The organism is Labrys sp. ALF-8 (assembly GCF_059699065.1).
Map to the genome: position 1 here is coordinate 1,757,709 of NZ_AP048538.1, position 17,769 is coordinate 1,775,477.

Annotated in this window: 29 protein-coding genes; all 29 read right to left on the reverse strand. The window is 62.0% G+C overall.

Going from position 1 to position 17,769, the window contains the following annotated elements:
• Positions 1-59: 59 nt before the first annotated feature.
• The 29 genes from rplQ to fusA all read right to left on the reverse strand — a co-directional run bounded on the left by rplQ (position 60) and on the right by fusA (position 17,749).
• Positions 60-473: a 50S ribosomal protein L17 gene (rplQ, locus tag AC6H34_RS28385; RefSeq protein ID WP_497541065.1), complete on the reverse strand. Its 414-nt coding sequence runs from the start codon at positions 471-473 to the stop codon at positions 60-62.
• A 39-nt stretch (positions 474-512) separates the two neighbouring features.
• Positions 513-1,544 carry a DNA-directed RNA polymerase subunit alpha gene (locus AC6H34_RS28390; protein ID WP_448148061.1) on the reverse strand — a complete coding sequence of 344 codons (1,032 nt, stop codon included), beginning with the start codon at positions 1,542-1,544 and terminating at the stop codon, positions 513-515.
• Positions 1,545-1,611: 67 nt separating this feature from the next.
• Positions 1,612-2,004: a 30S ribosomal protein S11 gene (rpsK, locus tag AC6H34_RS28395; RefSeq protein WP_068292125.1), complete on the reverse strand. Its 393-nt coding sequence runs from the start codon at positions 2,002-2,004 to the stop codon at positions 1,612-1,614.
• Between the two features lie 61 nt (positions 2,005-2,065).
• The gene (gene rpsM / locus AC6H34_RS28400; protein WP_068292123.1) at positions 2,066-2,434 is read right to left on the reverse strand and encodes a 30S ribosomal protein S13; all 369 of its coding nucleotides are present in this window, start codon (positions 2,432-2,434) and stop codon (positions 2,066-2,068) included.
• A 221-nt stretch (positions 2,435-2,655) separates the two neighbouring features.
• Positions 2,656-3,246, reverse strand: a complete 591-nt coding sequence (locus tag AC6H34_RS28405) for an adenylate kinase (protein WP_448148062.1) — start codon at positions 3,244-3,246, stop codon at positions 2,656-2,658.
• Positions 3,243-4,580: a preprotein translocase subunit SecY gene (gene secY, locus AC6H34_RS28410; RefSeq protein WP_497541066.1), complete on the reverse strand. Its 1,338-nt coding sequence runs from the start codon at positions 4,578-4,580 to the stop codon at positions 3,243-3,245. The genes AC6H34_RS28405 and secY overlap by 4 nt, the downstream gene beginning before the upstream one ends.
• A gap of 76 nt (positions 4,581-4,656) precedes the next feature.
• Positions 4,657-5,136, reverse strand: coding sequence for a 50S ribosomal protein L15 (gene rplO, locus AC6H34_RS28415; protein ID WP_448148064.1), 480 nt, complete (start codon positions 5,134-5,136; stop codon positions 4,657-4,659).
• Between the two features lie 12 nt (positions 5,137-5,148).
• Positions 5,149-5,340: a 50S ribosomal protein L30 gene (gene rpmD, locus AC6H34_RS28420; RefSeq protein ID WP_448148065.1), complete on the reverse strand. Its 192-nt coding sequence runs from the start codon at positions 5,338-5,340 to the stop codon at positions 5,149-5,151.
• A 17-nt stretch (positions 5,341-5,357) separates the two neighbouring features.
• Entirely contained in the window at positions 5,358-5,915 is a 558-nt protein-coding gene (gene rpsE / locus AC6H34_RS28425; protein WP_497541067.1) for a 30S ribosomal protein S5, read from the reverse strand.
• Positions 5,916-5,927: 12 nt separating this feature from the next.
• Complete coding sequence (rplR, locus tag AC6H34_RS28430; protein ID WP_448148067.1) at positions 5,928-6,290, reverse strand: 50S ribosomal protein L18; 363 nt, start codon at positions 6,288-6,290, stop codon at positions 5,928-5,930.
• A 12-nt stretch (positions 6,291-6,302) separates the two neighbouring features.
• Positions 6,303-6,836, reverse strand: a complete 534-nt coding sequence (gene rplF / locus AC6H34_RS28435; protein WP_448148068.1) for a 50S ribosomal protein L6 — start codon at positions 6,834-6,836, stop codon at positions 6,303-6,305.
• 17 nt (positions 6,837-6,853) lie between these two features.
• Positions 6,854-7,252 (reverse strand): 30S ribosomal protein S8, encoded by a 399-nt coding sequence (gene rpsH / locus AC6H34_RS28440; protein WP_448148069.1) that lies wholly within the window; start codon positions 7,250-7,252, stop codon positions 6,854-6,856.
• Between the two features lie 12 nt (positions 7,253-7,264).
• Positions 7,265-7,570 (reverse strand): 30S ribosomal protein S14, encoded by a 306-nt coding sequence (gene rpsN / locus AC6H34_RS28445; protein WP_448148070.1) that lies wholly within the window; start codon positions 7,568-7,570, stop codon positions 7,265-7,267.
• Positions 7,571-7,612: 42 nt separating this feature from the next.
• A complete protein-coding gene (gene rplE, locus AC6H34_RS28450) occupies positions 7,613-8,200 on the reverse strand; it encodes a 50S ribosomal protein L5 (protein WP_497541068.1) in 588 nt (195 codons plus the stop codon).
• A complete protein-coding gene (gene rplX / locus AC6H34_RS28455; protein WP_448148072.1) occupies positions 8,193-8,510 on the reverse strand; it encodes a 50S ribosomal protein L24 in 318 nt (105 codons plus the stop codon). Before rplX ends, rplE begins: the two co-directional genes overlap by 8 nt.
• Before the next feature lies 1 nt (position 8,511).
• Complete coding sequence (gene rplN / locus AC6H34_RS28460; protein ID WP_068292087.1) at positions 8,512-8,880, reverse strand: 50S ribosomal protein L14; 369 nt, start codon at positions 8,878-8,880, stop codon at positions 8,512-8,514.
• Positions 8,881-9,216: 336 nt separating this feature from the next.
• Positions 9,217-9,468 carry a 30S ribosomal protein S17 gene (rpsQ, locus tag AC6H34_RS28465; RefSeq protein WP_448148073.1) on the reverse strand — a complete coding sequence of 84 codons (252 nt, stop codon included), beginning with the start codon at positions 9,466-9,468 and terminating at the stop codon, positions 9,217-9,219.
• Positions 9,469-9,479: 11 nt separating this feature from the next.
• Positions 9,480-9,683, reverse strand: a complete 204-nt coding sequence (rpmC, locus tag AC6H34_RS28470) for a 50S ribosomal protein L29 (protein WP_448148074.1) — start codon at positions 9,681-9,683, stop codon at positions 9,480-9,482.
• Positions 9,684-9,693: 10 nt separating this feature from the next.
• Entirely contained in the window at positions 9,694-10,107 is a 414-nt protein-coding gene (gene rplP, locus AC6H34_RS28475; RefSeq protein WP_307430551.1) for a 50S ribosomal protein L16, read from the reverse strand.
• A gap of 31 nt (positions 10,108-10,138) precedes the next feature.
• Positions 10,139-10,849: a 30S ribosomal protein S3 gene (rpsC, locus tag AC6H34_RS28480; protein WP_497541069.1), complete on the reverse strand. Its 711-nt coding sequence runs from the start codon at positions 10,847-10,849 to the stop codon at positions 10,139-10,141.
• Positions 10,850-10,859: 10 nt separating this feature from the next.
• Entirely contained in the window at positions 10,860-11,240 is a 381-nt protein-coding gene (gene rplV / locus AC6H34_RS28485) for a 50S ribosomal protein L22 (protein WP_284317128.1), read from the reverse strand.
• Positions 11,241-11,243: 3 nt separating this feature from the next.
• Positions 11,244-11,522 (reverse strand): 30S ribosomal protein S19, encoded by a 279-nt coding sequence (gene rpsS, locus AC6H34_RS28490; protein ID WP_068292063.1) that lies wholly within the window; start codon positions 11,520-11,522, stop codon positions 11,244-11,246.
• Positions 11,523-11,533: 11 nt separating this feature from the next.
• Positions 11,534-12,367, reverse strand: coding sequence for a 50S ribosomal protein L2 (gene rplB / locus AC6H34_RS28495; RefSeq protein WP_448148076.1), 834 nt, complete (start codon positions 12,365-12,367; stop codon positions 11,534-11,536).
• 28 nt (positions 12,368-12,395) lie between these two features.
• On the reverse strand, positions 12,396-12,692 hold the full coding sequence (locus tag AC6H34_RS28500) for a 50S ribosomal protein L23 (protein WP_448148077.1): 297 nt from the start codon (positions 12,690-12,692) through the stop codon (positions 12,396-12,398).
• Complete coding sequence (gene rplD, locus AC6H34_RS28505; protein WP_497541070.1) at positions 12,689-13,309, reverse strand: 50S ribosomal protein L4; 621 nt, start codon at positions 13,307-13,309, stop codon at positions 12,689-12,691. The genes AC6H34_RS28500 and rplD overlap by 4 nt, the downstream gene beginning before the upstream one ends.
• A gap of 10 nt (positions 13,310-13,319) precedes the next feature.
• Positions 13,320-14,024, reverse strand: coding sequence for a 50S ribosomal protein L3 (gene rplC, locus AC6H34_RS28510; protein WP_448148079.1), 705 nt, complete (start codon positions 14,022-14,024; stop codon positions 13,320-13,322).
• Between the two features lie 31 nt (positions 14,025-14,055).
• Positions 14,056-14,364, reverse strand: coding sequence for a 30S ribosomal protein S10 (rpsJ, locus tag AC6H34_RS28515; protein WP_284317122.1), 309 nt, complete (start codon positions 14,362-14,364; stop codon positions 14,056-14,058).
• 64 nt (positions 14,365-14,428) lie between these two features.
• A complete protein-coding gene (gene tuf, locus AC6H34_RS28520; RefSeq protein ID WP_448148080.1) occupies positions 14,429-15,619 on the reverse strand; it encodes an elongation factor Tu in 1,191 nt (396 codons plus the stop codon).
• Positions 15,620-15,673: 54 nt separating this feature from the next.
• Entirely contained in the window at positions 15,674-17,749 is a 2,076-nt protein-coding gene (gene fusA / locus AC6H34_RS28525; RefSeq protein WP_448148081.1) for an elongation factor G, read from the reverse strand.
• Between the last annotated feature and the right edge of the window lie 20 nt (positions 17,750-17,769).

A 17,769-nucleotide genomic window follows, 5' to 3' on the forward strand; every position in this document is an offset into this window, starting at 1 on the left:
CAGAAAAAAGGGCGGCGCTTGCGCACCGCCCTTTCAAACTCTCACCGGTCCCCGGAAGATCAGGCCGCCTCGGCCTGGTCCTGCACCGGGCCCGAATCCTGGCCCTTGGCCGAGACGTCGCGATCGACGAACTCGATCACGGCGACGGGCGCCGAGTCACCATGGCGGAAGCCTGCCTTGAGGACACGGGTGTAGCCACCTTGGCGGTCCTTGTAGCGAGTCGCCAGCACGTCGAAGAGCTTCTTCACGATGGTCTCGTCCTGAAGCGCAGCGATGGCCTGACGACGGGCGTGCAGATCGCCGCGCTTGCCGAGGGTGACAAGCTTCTCGACGATCGGGCGAAGATCCTTCGCCTTGGGGAGCGTGGTGACGATCTGCTCATGCTTGATGAGCGAGGACGCCATGTTCTCGAACATCGCCTTGCGGTGTTCGGCCGTACGGTTGAATTTGCGATGAGCCTTGCCGTGACGCATTGCCCTGTTCCTTTAGCTTTGGCAGCGCGATGCGCCGGATCAATAATGCTCTTCGAAGCGCTTGGCGAGCTCTTCGATGTTCTCCGGCGGCCAGCCCGGCACTTCCATGCCGAGGTGGAGCCCCATCTGAGCCAGCACTTCCTTGATTTCGTTCAAGGACTTGCGGCCGAAGTTCGGCGTGCGGAGCATCTCCGCTTCCGTCTTCTGGATGAGGTCGCCGATATAGACGATGTTGTCGTTCTTCAGGCAGTTCGCCGAGCGGACCGACAGTTCCAGTTCGTCCACCTTCTTGAGAAGGGCCGGGTTGAAGGCGAGTTCCGGAATGGCCGGGGCCTCGGATTCCTTCTTGGGCTCTTCGAAGTTGACGAAGACTTCCAGCTGGTCCTGGATGATGCGGGCCGCGAAGGCGAGCGCGTCGTCCGGGGTGATCGAGCCGTTGGTCTCGATCGTCAAGGTCAGCTTGTCATAGTCGAGGATCTGGCCCTCGCGGGTGTTCTCGACCTTGAAAGCGACCTTCTTGACCGGGGAGTAGAGGCTGTCGACCGGGATGAGGCCGATCGGCGCATCTTCCGGACGATTGCGGTCAGCCGCGACGTAGCCCTTGCCGGTATTGACGGTGAACTCCATGCGGATCTCCGCCCCTTCGTCCAGCGTGCAGAGCACGTGCTCGGGGTTGAGGATCTGGATGTCACCGACCGTCTGGATGTCGCCGGCGAAGACCTGGCCAGGACCCTGCTTCTTCAGCACGATGCGCTTGGGGCCTTCCGCCGACATCTTGACGGCGATTTCCTTGATGTTGAGGACGATGTCCGTCACGTCCTCGCGCACGCCGGGGATGGACGAGAACTCATGCAACACGCCATCGATGTGCACGGAGGTCACCGCCGCGCCCTGGAGGGACGACAGCAGAACGCGACGCAACGCATTGCCCAAAGTCACGCCGAAGCCCCGCTCCAGCGGCTCGGCAACCGCAGTTGCCTGGCTCTTCGGATCTTCTCCCGGAGTCACTTCGAGCTTTTGCGGCTTGATCAGTTCCTGCCAGTTCTTCTGAATCACGACGACACCCTTCAATCGGTCTCGGTGCGGCCAACAAGCCCGGTACGCCCCAATGGCGACCGGGCCATCTCAAATCGCGAAATTAGACGCGACGACGCTTGCGCGGGCGGCAACCATTATGCGGAATTGGCGTCACGTCGCGGATCGAGGTGATCGTGAAGCCCGACGCCTGCAGCGCGCGCAGAGCCGATTCACGACCGGAACCGGGACCAGAGACTTCAACTTCCAGCGTACGCATGCCATGCTCGCTCGCCTTGCGGCCGGCATCTTCGGCGGCCATCTGCGCGGCATAGGGGGTCGACTTGCGCGAACCCTTGAAACCCATCGTGCCCGACGAGGACCAGGCGATCGTGTTGCCCTGTGCGTCGGTGATGGTGATCATCGTGTTGTTGAAGCTCGAATTGACGTGTGCAACGCCAGAAACGATATTCTTGCGCTCGCGACGGCGAACGCGACCTGCGGCTTCTTTGGCCATACTGTAGATCCTTCAAGCGCGCCCGTTGTACCAGGCGCTCGGGACAAAAAGAGAAAGTGAATTACTTCTTCTTGCCGGCGATCGGCTTTGCCTTGCCCTTGCGGGTGCGGGCATTGGTATGCGTGCGCTGTCCGCGGACGGGCAGGCTGCGACGATGACGAAGGCCACGATAGCAGCCAAGATCCATCAGACGCTTGATGTTCATGGCGACGTCACGACGAAGGTCACCCTCGACGATGTAGTCACGATCGATGGTTTCGCGAATCTGCAAAACTTCCTGATCCGACAACTGGTGGACACGGCGCTCGGGCGCAATGCCAACCTTGGCAACGATCTCCTTGGCTTTGGCGGGGCCAATGCCGTGGATATACTGCAGCGCGATCTCGACGCGCTTGGCGGTGGGAATGTTGACACCAGCGATGCGGGCCACGTTCCGGTCTCCAAATCTTTGATCCGGCGAAGGCCGAATATCAGTCCAATCATGACCGGCGAGCCGGCAGCGCAAAAACGAGCCGTTCGCTCGGATGAGCGATCGGCCCGCGCGTCTTTGACGTGAGATGCGCCTTGTAGAGATTCTCTGCGAAGACGTCAACTCGTAAAGACAAAGTTCATGCATTTCGGCCGAATGGCCGCCATGCAACGGATCCCGGCTCAGACTGAAACGGTATCCAGAAGTGCATCGATCTCGGCGGACACATCCTCGATCGATTTCATCGCATCGACGGTGTAGAGATCCCCGCACTTGCGATAATAGTCCGACAACGGTGCCGTTTCCTTGCGGTAGCTCTCGAGACGCGCCTTGAGAGCCTCGGCATTGTCGTCCTTGCGTGGCGTTCCGCCGGTAGCAATGGTATCGGCCACGCGCCTCTCGATACGCGAGAGGAGGATGGACTCGTCCACCAGGAACTCGATCACGGCATCCAGACGCATGCCCTTCTCTGCCAGCATCTTGTCCAGCGCGACCGCCTGCGCGACCGTGCGCGGGAAGCCATCGAGAATGAAGCCGTTATGCGCATCCGGCTCCTCGATACGGTCGGCGACGATGCCGACGACGATATCGTCCGAAACCAGCTTGCCCGCATCCATCACCGCCTTGGCCTTCACTCCGACCGGAGTGCCAGCCTTGACTGCGGCCCGGAGCATATCGCCCGTCGACAGTTGAGGAATGCCATGCTTCTCAACCAATCGCACGGCCTGGGTACCCTTGCCCGCCCCCGGCGGACCCAGGAGAATGAGCTTCATCCCCGACGCCCTTTCAGCTTGGTCTTGCGCACCAGCCCTTCATATTGATGAGCGAGCAGGTGCCCGTGGATCTGCGCCAGCGTGTCCATGGCCACGCTCACCGTGATGAGCAGAGAGGTGCCGCCCAGGACGAACGGAACCGACGGGACCATGTAATTCTGGATCTCCGGCACCATGCACACCAGGGCGATGTAGATCGCGCCGACCACCGTGATGCGCGTGAGCACATAGTCGATGAATTTGGCCGTATTCTCGCCAGGCCGGATCCCCGGAATGAAGCCGCCATGCTTCTTCAGATTGTCGGCCGTCTCAGTCGGATTGAAGACGATGGCCGTATAGAAGAAGCAGAAGAACACGATGAGGACCGCATAGAGCACCATGAACAGCGGCTTGCCATGGTTCAGGTAGATCGCGACGTTGGCGAGCCAGGAATTCGGGTTGCCAGCAGCCACGAAGGTCGCCGCCGTGGTCGGCAGCAGCAGCAGCGAAGAAGCAAAGATCGGCGGGATCACGCCCGACGTGTTCAGCTTCAAGGGCAGATGTGACGACTGCCCTTCATAAAGCCTGTTGCCGACTTGCCGCTTTGGATACTGGATCAGCAGGCGGCGTTGGGCGCGCTCGAAGAACACGATCGCAAGAACCACCGCAACGGCGACGACCAGGGCCATGAGCAGCGTCAGCGGAGACATGCCGCCCGTGCGGGCAAGATCGAACATCTGCGCCAGGTGCGTCGGAAACTCGGCGACGATGCCGGCCTGGATGATCAGCGACGTACCGTTGCCGATGCCGCGCGACGTGATCTGCTCTCCCAGCCAGAGCAGGAACATGGTCCCACCCACCAGCGTGAGCGTGGTCGATAGCTTGAAGAAGAGGCCCGGCGCCGTGACGATACCCTGGCCGCCTTCGAGACCTACCGCAATACCCCAGGCCTGCGCCGTCGCCAGCACGACGGTCAGGTAGCGGGTATACTGGTTCATGATCTTGCGGCCCTGCTCGCCCTCCTTCTTGAGAGCTTCGAGCTGGGGCACCACGGTCGTCAAAAGCTGAATGATGATCGAGGCGGAGATATAGGGCATGATCGCGAGCGCGAAGATCGCCATACGCGAAACAGCACCGCCCGAAAACATATTGAAGAGACCGAGAATCCCGCCGGCCTGGCCGTTGAAGGCGCTCGCATAGGCTTCGGGATTGATGCCGGGCAACGGGATATAGGTACCCAACCGGTAGATGAGCAGCGCGCCCAGCGTAAACCAAATGCGCTTCTTAAGTTCGTCAGCCTTGGAGAACGAACTCCAATTGATGCTCGCAGCAAGCTGCTCCGCCGCCGATGCCATATCGTGCTCCGCCGTGTCGAAAGCGCGCCAATAAAGGTGCGGCCCGCCAGAACCGGCGAGCCGCTTCTATATAGTGTCAGGCCTCGGCCTTTGCAGCGGCAGTCAGTACTTTTACCGAACCGCCAGCCTTTTCGACAGCAGCCAGGGCGCCCTTGGTGGCGCCGGCAACCTCGAAGGCCACCTTGGCCTTGAGTTCGCCCGAGCCGAGCAACCTGACGCCGTCGAGAGCGCGGCGGATCACGCCGGCCTTGACGAGGGCCTCGGCATTCACCACGGCCTTGGCATCGAGCTTGCCGGCATCGACGGCCGTCTGCACGCGGCCGAGGTTCACCTCGGCGAAGTGCTTGGCGAAGATGTTGTGGAAGCCGCGCTTGGGCAGACGACGATGCAAGGGCATCTGACCGCCTTCGAAGCCCTTCACGGCGACGCCGGTGCGAGCCTTCTGACCCTTGACACCGCGGCCGCCGGTCTTGCCCTTGCCCGAGCCGATGCCGCGTCCAACGCGGATACGGCTCTTGGTCGCGCCTTCATTGTCGCGAAGATCGTTGAGTTTCATCGTCGCGTCTCCTTACTCGGCCCCGACCACGCGGACGAGGTGACCGAGCTTGGCAATCATGCCACGCACGGCCGGCGTATCTTCCAGCGTGCTCTGGCGGCGGATCTTGTTCAGGCCCAGGCCGACGAGAGTCGCACGCTGGTCCTTGGTGCGGCGGATCGGGCTTCCGACCTGCTCGACCGTCACGGTCTTGGTTTTAGCCATCGCTTATCCCTCCCCGATCAGTCGGTCGACTCGGCGTCGATACCCTGACGCCGGCTCTGGATCTGGGACACCTTGAGGCTACGACGAGCCGCGACGGAACGCGGCGAGTCTTCCTGCTTCAGCGCATCGAACGTCGCGCGGACCAGGTTGTAGGGATTCGAGGAGCCGAGAGACTTGGCCACCACGTCATGCATGCCGAGCGATTCGAACACGGCGCGCATCGGGCCGCCGGCGATGATGCCGGTACCGGCCGGAGCCGCGCGGAGCACGACCTTACCGGCGCCATGACGGCCATTGACGTCATGGTGCAGGGTGCGGCCTTCGCGCAGGGACACGCGCACCAGGCCACGCTTGGCCTGGTCGGTTGCCTTGCGGATGGCTTCCGGCACTTCACGGGCCTTGCCATGGCCGTAGCCGACACGACCCTTCTGGTCACCGACGACGACGAGTGCAGCAAAGCCGAAGCGCTTGCCGCCCTTCACCACCTTGGCGACGCGGTTGATGTGGACAAGGCGGTCCACGAACTCGCTGTCGCGCTCTTCGCGCTGACGTTCACGTTCACGTTCACGAGCCATTGGATCCGTTCCTTAGAAATTCAGGCCGCTTTCGCGGGCCGCATCGGCGAGCGCCTTGACGCGCCCGTGGAAGATGTAGGCACCACGATCGAAAAAGACGTCCTTGACGCCCTTGGCGACGGCGCGCTCGGCGACGAGCTTGCCGATCACCTTCGCGGCCTCGATGTCGGCGCCCGTCTTCAAGCTGCCGCGCAGGTCCTTTTCGATCGACGAAGCGGCAACGACGGTAACGCCGTTCGCATCATCGATGACCTGGGCATAGATGTGCTTGGAAGAGCGGAAAACCGAGAGGCGCGGCCGTCCGTTTGCCACCGAGCGAAGCTGCCGGCGGACACGCGCCTTGCGGCGCTCAAGAGCTTGCCTTGCATTGGCCATGATAGGCTCCGTTTACTTCTTCTTGCCTTCCTTGCGGAAGATGAATTCACCAGCGTACTTGACACCCTTGCCCTTGTAGGGTTCGGGGCCACGATACTCGCGGATTTCCGCAGCGACCTGACCGACCATCTGCTTGTCGATACCCGCAACGACGATTTCGGTCGGCTTCGGGGTAGTGACGGTGATGCCTTCCGGAATCGGATAATCGACATCATGAGAATAGCCGAGCGAGAGCTTCACGACCTTGCCGGCGACTGCGGCCTTGTAGCCGACGCCGTTGATCTCGAGACGCTTCTCGAAGCCCTGGGTGACGCCCACGAGGATGTTCGACACCATGGTGCGCGACATGCCCCACTGGGAGCGAGCGAGCTTGGAATCGTCCTTCGGGTCGACCTTGAACGCGTTGTCCTTGAACTCGACCTTGATGAGGTCGGGAATGGTGAAACGCAGTTCGCCCTTAGGGCCCTTGGCCTTGACGGTCTGGCCTTCGAGACTGGCGGTAACGCCAGCAGGAACGGCAACAGCCTTTTTGCCGATACGAGACATTCTATTTCTCCTTCGGCTCAGAACACGGTGCAGATCACTTCGCCGCCAACATTGGCTTCACGGGCCTGATGATCGGCCATGACGCCACGCGGGGTCGAAACGATCGAAACGCCGAGGCCATTGGCCACGCGCGGGATGTTCTTGACGGACGCGTAGACGCGCCGGCCGGGCTTGGAGACGCGGGCGATCTCACGGATCACCGGTGCGCCATCATAATATTTCAACTCGATCGCGAACTCGCTGCGGCCGTTGCCGAAGTCGGTAACGGTGTAGCCGCGGATGTAACCTTCCGCCTGCAGCACATCGAGGACGCGGGCGCGCTGGCCGGAACCGGGCGTGGTCACGCTGGTCTTGCGGCGCAGCTGCGCATTGCGGATGCGGGTCAGCATATCGCCGACAGGATCATTGATCGCCATGACGATATCTCCTTACCAGCTCGACTTCACGAGGCCGGGAACCAGCCCCTTGGAACCGAGTTCGCGCAGTGCGATACGCGACATCTTCAGCTTGCGATAGACGGCGCGCGGGCGGCCGGTCACTTCGCAACGGTTGCGTACGCGCTCCTTGGCGGAGTTGCGCGGCAGTTCCGAGAGCTTCAGACGAGCGGTGAAGCGCTCCTCCATCGACAACGACTCGTCATTGGCGATGGCTTTCAAGCGGGCGCGCCGGCCAGCATACTGCTTGGCGAGCTTCTCGCGGCGCTTGTTCTTTTCAATCGAACTTTTCTTGGCCATTTAGGTCTCCAACGTTCCGCGTTTGAGGGCGGATAAACCGCCTCACTGCCGGAAGGGGAAGTTCATCAGTTTCAGAAGCGCACGCGCTTCGGCATCGGTCTTGGCCGTGGTGCAGACGACGATGTCCATACCCCAGACCTGATCGATCTTGTCGTAGTTGATTTCCGGGAACACGATATGCTCCTTGAAGCCCATGGCGTAGTTGCCACGGCCGTCGAAGCTGTTCGGGTTCAGACCCCGGAAGTCGCGAACGCGCGGCAGCGCGATCGTCACCAGGCGGTCGAAGAACTCGTACATGCGAGTCTTGCGCAGGGTAACCTTGGCGCCGATCGGCATGTTCTCGCGCACCTTGAACTGCGAGATGGCCTTGCGGGCGCGGGTGATGATCGGCTTCTGGCCGGCGATCATGGCAAGGTCGGCGGCCGCAACGGACACCTTCTTCGTATCGCCGGTGGCTTCGCCGACGCCCATGTTCAGCACGATCTTCGTGATGGTGGGCACTTCCATCGGGTTCTTGTAGCCGAACTGTTCGATCAGCTGCGGACGAACCACGTCATTGTAATAGGCCTTCAGGCGCGGCGAGTACGCATCACCGTTCGCGGCCTCGGCCTTGGCTGGGGACTTAGCCATCGATCTGCTCTCCCGAACGCTTGGCGACGCGAACCTTCTTGCCGCCTTCGAGAACCTTGAACCCGACGCGGGTCGGCTTGCCGTCCTTGGGATCGGCAATGGCGACATTCGACAGGTGGATCGGCGCTTCCTTGGAGATAACGCCGCCTTCCTGGCTCGCAGTCTGGCGCTGATGGCGGCGAACGACGTTCACGCCACGGATGATCGCCCGGTTCTCCTCCGGGAAGACCTGGATCACTTCACCGACGCGGCCCTTGGAACGGCCGGTCGTGACGACGACCTTGTCGCCCTTCTTGATCTTGGCGGCCATGTTACAATACCTCCGGCGCCAGAGAGATGATCTTCATGTGGTTCTTGGCGCGCAACTCGCGCGGAACCGGCCCGAAGATACGGGTGCCGATCGGCTCCTTCTGGTTGTTGATCAGCACGGCCGCATTGCGGTCGAAGCGGATCACAGAACCATCTGGACGACGGATATCCTTGGCCGTGCGAACGACCACGGCCTTCATCACGTCGCCCTTCTTGACGCGCCCGCGCGGAATGGCTTCCTTGATCGACACGACGATAACGTCGCCGACGGAAGCATATTTCCGCTTCGAGCCGCCCAAAACCTTGATGCACATCACGCGTCGGGCACCAGAATTGTCCGCGACGTCGAGATTCGATTGCATCTGAATCATGACGTACCCTCTTATTCTTCGCAGGCTGGTATCCGCACGCAGCGGACCCGGCCCAACCTCGGGTTTGGAGACAGGATCTTCACCCAGCCTCCGTGAAGCTCGCCGCCTGCTCGGCCTTGAGCCCACTTCGCCGGCCTTGCGGCAGGCAAATCATTGGAAACAACCAAAGCGCGGCTAAGGTGGCGGATAATTCCGCCCCTTTTACCCACGCTCCGGGAAAGCGTGCCTTCTAGCGATTCCTTCGCCCAATCACAAGCAGAAAGCCGGCTTCCGCCGGCTTTTATTTTCAGCGCGACTGTCGATGGGTCGAAAGGCCCTACTCCCGTCCTGACAGGATCAGGCCTTGGCAGCTTCCGCGGCCTGATCGACGACGACCCAGCGCTTCAGCTTGGACATCGGACGACCTTCCTCGATCCACACGACGTCACCGACCTTGTGGCCGTTGTTCTCGTCATGGGCATGGTAGTTCTTGGTGCGGCGCACCGTCTTCTTCAGCAGCGGATGGGTGAAGCGGCGCTCCACCTTCACCACAATCGTCTTGTCGTTCTTGTCAGAGACGACGACGCCTTGCAGGACGCGCTTGGGCATGGATTATCTCCTCAAGCCTTGGCTTTGGTCGCGGCCTTCTGGCTCTGAACCGTCTTGATCCTGGCGATGGTGCGACGAACGGTGCGCACCTCGGCCGTGTTGTTGAGCTGTCCCGTGGCCTTCTGGAAGCGCATGTTGAACTGCGACTTCTTCTGCTTGGCGAGTTCATCGGCGAGCTGGTCTTCGGACAGCGCCTTGACATCCTGAATCTTCATGGCGTTTTCCCTACTCAGCGATGCGCTGGATGAAACGGGTCTTGATCGGCAGCTTGGCGGCGCCGAGCGTGAGGGCGGAGCGGGCGATTTCCTCGCTCACGCCGTCCAGTTCGAACATGATACGGCCCGGCTTGACGCGCGCGACCCAATGGTCGGGCGCGCCCTTGCCGGAGCCCATGCGCACTTCCGCGGGCTTTGCCGAGACCGGCACGTCCGGGAAGATGCGGATCCACACGCGACCCTGACGCTTCATTTCGCGGGTGATCGCACGACGCGCGGCTTCGATCTGACGGGCAGTGACGCGCTCGGGCTCCAGAGCCTTGAGGCCGAACTGGCCAAAGTTCAGGAGCGCGCCCGAAGAGGCCACACCGTGGATGCGGCCCTTGAACTGCTTACGGAATTTGGTGCGCTTGGGTTGCAACATGGTTTTCTTCTCTCAGATCCCCGTAAGCCGCTTACGCAGCTTCGTTACGAGGGCGCGACGACGAGCGGCCGGTCTCCGGCTCCGCCATGCGCTTGTCCTGGGCCATCGGATCGTGCTCGAGGATTTCACCCTTGAAGATCCAGACCTTGATGCCGCACGTGCCGAAGGTGGTGAAGGCCGTCGCCGTGCCGTAATCGACATCGGCACGCAGCGTGTGAAGCGGCACGCGACCTTCGCGATACCATTCCAGACGTGCGATTTCGGCGCCACCCAGACGGCCCGAGCAATTGATACGGATGCCCTCGGCGCCCAGACGCATCGCCGACTGAACGGCGCGCTTCATGGCGCGGCGGAACGCCACGCGACGCTCCAGCTGCTGGGCGATGGAGTCGGCAACCAGCGTCGCATCCACTTCCGGCTTGCGCACTTCAACGATGTTGATGTGCACTTCCGAAGTGGTGAGCTTCGACACGGCCTTCTTCAGCTTGTCGATGTCGGCGCCCTTCTTGCCGATCACGATACCCGGGCGAGCCGAGTAGATCGTGACGCGGCACTTCTTGTGCGGACGCTCGATCACGATGCGCGAGACCGCGGCCTGCTTCAGGAGCTTCATCAGCGCCTGGCGGATCGCGATATCCTCGTGCAGCAGCTTGCCGTACTCGCCCTTGGGGGCGAACCAGCGGGAATCCCAGGTCCGGTTGATGCCCAGACGCAGGCCGATCGGATTGACTTTCTGTCCCATCGTTTGCTCCTTACGCCTTGGCTTCGACCTGGCGGACGACGACCGTCAGGTTCGAGAAGGGCTTTTCGATGCGCCCTGCCCGGCCGCGGGCACGAGCATGGAAACGCTTGATGACGAAGGCCTTGCCGACGAAAGCTTCGGAGACGATCAGGTCGTCCACGTCCAGGCCGTGATTGTTCTCGGCGTTGGCAATGGCGCTCTGCAGCGTCTTCTTCACATCGGTCGCGATACGCTTGCGCGAGAAGGTCAGGTCGGCCAGAGCCGAGTCGACCTTCTTGCCGCGGATCATGGAGGCGACGAGGTTGAGCTTCTGCGGCGAGACGCGCAGCATGCGCGCAACCGCCTTCGCCTCGTTGTCGGGCAGGGCCCGTTCGGACTTCGGCTTGCCCATCGCTTACTTCCTCTTCGACTTCTTGTCCGCCGCGTGACCGTAGAAGGTGCGCGTCGGGGCAAATTCGCCGAGCTTCATGCCGACCATGTCTTCGGTCACCTGCACCGGAACGTGCTTCTGGCCGTTGTAGACGCCAAAGGTCACGCCGATGAAGTGCGGCAGGATGGTGGAGCGGCGGCTCCAGGTCTTGATGACCTCGCTGCGGCCGGAGCCGCGCGCGGCATCCGCCTTTTTCAGGAGGTACCCGTCAACGAACGGGCCTTTCCAGACTGAGCGGGACACGTGTGGTCTCCTTACTTCTTCTTGGCGTGACGCGAGGAGACGATGAACTTGTTCGTCGCCTTGTTGGAACGCGTCTTCTTGCCCTTGGTCGGCTTGCCCCAGGGCGTGACAGGGTGACGGCCACCCGAGGTACGGCCTTCGCCGCCACCATGGGGATGGTCGATCGGGTTCATGGCAACACCACGCACCGACGGCTTGACGCCGAGCCAGCGGGAACGGCCGGCCTTGCCGAGCGAGATGTTCATGTGATCCTGGTTCGAGACCGCGCCGACGGTGGCGAAGCAACTCGAGAGGATCAGACGCTGCTCACCCGAATTCAGGCGCAGGATGACGTACGAGCCATCACGACCTGCGATCTGGGCGTAACTGCCGGCGGAGCGGGCGATCGCACCGCCACGGCCGAGCTTGAGCTCGACATTGTGGACGATGGTGCCAACCGGCATCGCCGACATCGGCATGGCATTGCCCGGCTTCACGTCGGCCGAGGCCGAGGCGACTACCTTGTCGCCGACAGCGAGGCGCTGCGGGGCAAGGATATAGGCCTGCTCGCCATCCGTGTAGGTGATGAGCGCGATGAAGGCGGTGCGGTTCGGATCATACTCGATCCGCTCGACCGTACCCTCGACGTCCAGCTTGCGGCGCTTGAAGTCGATGATGCGGTAGGCGCGCTTGTGGCCGCCCGACTTGCGGAACGACGTGATGCGACCGGTATTATTGCGGCCACCCGACTTGTTCAGGCCTTCGGTCAAGGTCTTGACCGGAGCGCCCTTGTACAAGGCGGAGCGATCCACCAGCACGAGCTGGCGGAGGCCCGGCGTGACCGGCTTAAAATTCCTGAGAGCCATTGGTCTCTCTCCCCTTCCGGTACGCGGCTCAGAGGCCCGTCGTCACGTCGATCGTGTGGCCCTCGGCCAAAGTCACGATCGCGCGCTTGACGTCGCTCTGATTGCCCAAAATGCCCTTGAAGCGCTTGACCTTGCCCTTGCGCACGAGCGTGTTGACGCCCGTGACCTTGACATTGAAAAGCTTCTCAACGGCGGCCTTGATCTGCGGCTTGGTCGCCGTGGGGGCAACCTTGAAAACCACCTGGTTGTGCTCGGAGTGAGCGGTCGCCTTTTCGGTGATCACCGGCGACACGATCACATCGTAATGCCTGACATCGGTGCTCATTTGAAGCGCGCCTCCAGCGCATCGACAGCCGCCTTGGTCAGCACGAGGCTGTCACGGCGAAGGATGTCGTAAACGTTGATGCCTTGAACCGGCAGCACGTCAACATTCGGAATGTTGCGGGCGGCCAGAGCAAAATTCTGATCGACCTCGGCGCCATCGATGATGAGCACGTTGGCCAGACCACGCTTGGTGAAGGTCTCCTTCAGGGCCTTGGTCTTGGCCTCGGCGACCGTCGCAGCGTCGACGATGATGAGCTGCTGAGTCTTCGCCTTGGACGAAAGAGCATGCTTCAGACCGAGCACGCGCACCTTCTTAGGCAGGTCATGCGCATGGGAGCGCACCACCGGACCAAAAGCGCGGCCACCGCCACGGAACTGGGGAGCCGAAGCCGCACCGTGACGAGCACCACCGGTGCCCTTCTGCTTGTACAGCTTCTTCTTCGTCCGGTCGATCTCCGAACGGCCCTTGGTCTTGTGCGTGCCGGCCTGGCGCTTGGCCAGCTGCCAGCGCACGACGCGCTGCAGGATATCCGTACGCGGCTCGAGACCGAAGATCTCGTCCGACAGCGTCACGGAGCCGGCGTCAGAACCTTCGAGAGTGGTAATTGCGAGTTTCATCGGCTCCTCCTCACTCACCGGTCGCTGCGGCGGCAGCTTCGGGCAAGCGGAACGCGCCGGGCTTCGGCGCTGCTTCCGGCAGCTGCTTCTTCACGGCGTCACGCACCAGGATCCAGCCGCCCTTGGCGCCGGGAACGGCACCCTCGACCAGGATCAGGCCACGCTCGACGTCGGTGCGAACGACCTTGAGATTCAAGGTGGTGACACGCTCGTCGCCCATGTGACCGGCCATCTTCTTGCCGGCGAAGGTCTTGCCCGGATCCTGACGCTGACCCGTCGAACCATGGGCACGATGGGTGATCGAGTTACCATGGCTGGCGCGGTGGCCGGCGAAGTTCCAGCGCTTCATGGAACCGGCGAAGCCCTTGCCGACCGACGTGCCCGTCACGTCGACGAACTGACCGGGGACGAAGTGATCCGCCGTGATCGTCGCACCAACCGGGATCATCTCGGCTTCCGGCACGCGGAACTCGACGATCTTGCGCTTGGGTTCGACCTGCGCGACGGCAAAGTGGCCACGCTGCGCCTTGGTCGTGTTCTTGACCTTGGCGAGGCCGGCGCCGAGCTGGAGCGCGGTATAACCATTCTTATCGTTGGTCCTGTGGGCGACGACCTGACAGTCGTCGAGCCGGAGAACCGTGACCGGGACATGCTCGCCAGCGTCGTTGTAAACGCGGCTCATGCCGATCTTCTGTGCAATGACACCAGAACGCATGGCGTTCGTTCCTAACACTAGAGGAGCCTGATCAGAGCTTGATCTCGACGTCCACGCCGGCAGCGAGGTCGAGCTTCATGAGCGCGTCCACGGTCTGCGGGGTGGGGTCTACGATGTCGAGCAGGCGCTTGTGAGTGCGCATCTCGAACTGCTCACGCGATTTCTTGTCGACGTGCGGCGAGCGGTTCACCGTGTATTTTTCGATCCGCGTAGGAAGCGGAATCGGTCCGCGAACGGCGGCGCCAGTGCGCTTGGCCGTCGAAACGATCTCGCGGGTCGACGCATCGAGGATGCGATGATCGAACGCCTTGAGACGGATGCGGATGTTCTGGCCGTTCATGCCCTGACTCCGAAAATAATTGGCGCGCCGCCCGAAACGGCGCGCCGACAAGATGCCTAAGCTCTTACTCGATGATGGCGGCGACGACGCCGGCGCCGACGGTGCGGCCGCCTTCACGGATAGCGAAGCGCAGCTTCTCTTCCATGGCGATCGGCACGATCAGGCTCACCGTCATGGCGATGTTGTCACCCGGCATCACCATCTCCGTGCCTTCCGGCAGCGTCACCACGCCCGTCACGTCCGTCGTGCGGAAGTAGAACTGCGGACGGTAGTTGCCGAAGAACGGCGTATGACGGCCACCCTCTTCCTTCGTCAAGATGTAGGCCTCGGCCTTGAACTTGGTGTGCGGCTTCACCGAACCCGGCTTGCACAGCACCTGGCCGCGCTCCACGTCCTCGCGCTTGGTGCCGCGCAGCAGCGCGCCGATGTTGTCGCCCGCCTGGCCCTGGTCCAGAAGCTTGCGGAACATCTCGACGCCCGTCACCGTCGTCTTCTGCGTGGCCCGGATGCCGACGATCTCGACTTCCTCGCCAACCTTCACGATGCCGCGCTCGACACGACCCGTCACCACGGTGCCGCGGCCCGAGATCGAGAACACGTCTTCGACCGGCATCAGGAAGGGCTGGTCGATCGGACGCTCCGGCTGCGGAATGTACTCGTCAACCGTCTGCATCAGCTTCAGCACGGCGTCATGGCCGATCGCCGGGTTGACGTTGTCGAGCGCCGCCTTGGCCGAACCCATCGTGATCGGAATGTCGTCGCCGGGGAACTCATACTTCGACAGGAGCTCGCGAACTTCCATCTCGACCAGCTCGAGCAGCTCCGGATCGTCGACCAGGTCGACCTTGTTCAGGAACACCACCAGCGCGGGAACGCCGACCTGGCGGGCCAGAAGGATGTGCTCGCGGGTCTGCGGCATCGGGCCGTCAGCCGCAGAAACCACCAGGATCGCGCCGTCCATCTGCGCCGCACCCGTGATCATGTTCTTCACGTAGTCCGCGTGGCCGGGGCAGTCCACATGCGCATAGTGACGGTTCTTCGTCTCGTATTCCACATGCGCCGTCGAGATCGTGATGCCACGAGCCTTCTCTTCCGGAGCCTTGTCGATCTGGTCATACGCCGTGAACGTCGCACCGCCCGTCTCGGCAAGAACCTTCGTGATCGCCGCCGTCAGCGACGTCTTGCCATGGTCAACGTGACCAATCGTGCCGATGTTGCAGTGCGGCTTGTTGCGTTCAAATTTCTCTTTGGCCATCGGGGCCTCCTTCACCTGTCGCCGAAACGGCGGATGAAACTAGGGTCAAACGGATCAGGCGTACTTCGCCTGGATTTCAGCAGCGACGTTGGACGGCGCCTGTTCATAGTGATCGAACTGCATCGTGTAGCTGGCGCGACCCTGGGTGAAGGAACGCAGCTGGTTGACGTAGCCGAACATGTTCATGAGCGGGACCATGGCGTTCACGACATTCGCGTTGCCGCGCATGTCCTGGCCCTGGATCTGACCACGACGGGAGTTGAGGTCGCCAATGACCGAGCCGGTATATTCCTCCGGAGTCACGACTTCGACCTTCATGATCGGCTCAAGCAGAACCGAATGACCCTTCTGCAGGCCTTCGCGAAGAGCGGCACGCGAGGCGATTTCGAAGGCCAGGGCCGACGAGTCGACCTCGTGGAACGCACCGTCGATCAGCGTGACCTTGACGTCGACCACCGGGAAGCCGGCGACGATGCCAGCACCGAGAACCGACTGCAGGCCCTTTTCGACGCCGGGGATATATTCCTTCGGCACGGCGCCGCCGATGATCTTCGATTCGAACTCGAAGCCCTTGCCGGGCTCGTTCGGCTCGACCACGAACTTGACGCGGGCGAACTGGCCGGTACCGCCGGTCTGCTTCTTGTGGGTGTAGTCGATCTCGGCGCGCTTGGTGATCTTCTCGCGGAAGGCCACCTGCGGTGCGCCGACATTCACTTCGACCTTGTGGGTACGACGCAGGATGTCGACCTTGATGTCGAGATGGAGCTCGCCCATGCCCTTGATGATGGTCTGGCCGGATTCCTGATCGGTCGACACACGGAAAGACGGATCTTCCGAGGCCAGCTTGATCAGGGCGAGAGCCATCTTTTCCTGATCGGCCTTCGTCTTGGGTTCCACAGCCATCTCGATGACGGGCTCGGGGAACTCCATGCGCTCAAGGATGACCGGATGGTTGGGATCGCACAGCGTATCGCCGGTGCGGGTGTCCTTCAGGCCGACCAGAGCGACGATGTCGCCAGCATAGGCCTCGGCGATTTCCTCGCGGTTGTTGGCGTGCATGAGAACCATGCGGCCGACACGCTCGGTCTTCTCGCGGCTCGAATTGAGGAGCGAAACGCCCTTCTCGAGCTTGCCGGAGTAGATGCGGCAGAAGGTCAGGACGCCGTACTGGTCGTCCATGATCTTGAAGCCAAGGAGCGAGAGCGGCTCGGCGTCGGAGGATTTGCGCTCGACTTCCGCTTCCGTCTTCGGGTCGATGCCCTTGATGGCGGGGACATCCACCGGCGACGGCAGATAATCAACCACAGCGTCAAGAAGCGTCTGCACGCCCTTGTTCTTGAAGGCCGAACCGGCAAGAACGGGATAGAAGGCGCCGGTGAGCACAGCCTTGCGGATGAGCTTCTTCAGGGTCGCTTCATCCGGCTCCTGGCCATCGAAATAAGCGGCCATCGCGTCGTCATCGAGCTCGACAGCGGCCTCGATGAGGATGTTGCGATACTCGTTGGCCTTCTCGACCATGTCTTCCGGGATCGGCAGGTTGGCGTCGAACTCGGCACCAAGCGATTCACCCGACCAGACGACGGCCTTCATGCGGACGAGGTCGACCACGCCCTTGAAGTTCGATTCCGAACCGATCGGCAGCTGAATGGCGATCGGCTTGGCGCCGAGGCGCTTCACGATGTCGTCGAGGCACTTGTAGAAGTCGGCACCCGTCTTATCCATCTTGTTGGCGAAGACGATACGCGGAACCTTGTACTTGTCGCCCTGGCGCCAGACGGTCTCCGTCTGCGGCTCGACACCCTGGTTGGAGTCGAGGACGCAAACCGCACCGTCAAGCACGCGCAGCGAACGCTCGACTTCGATGGTGAAGTCGACGTGGCCGGGGGTGTCGATGATGTTCAGGCGCTTGCCGGCCCAAAGAGCGGTCGTCGCAGCAGACGTGATGGTGATGCCGCGCTCCTGCTCCTGGGTCATGAAGTCCATCGTGGCGGCGCCGTCATGGACTTCGCCGATCTTGTGGGACTTGCCGGTGTAATAGAGGATCCGCTCGGTGGTCGTGGTCTTACCGGCGTCAATATGCGCCATAATACCAAAGTTGCGGTAGTCCTCGATCGCGTGGGTACGGGCCATCGTGTGATCCTCGGTCCTGT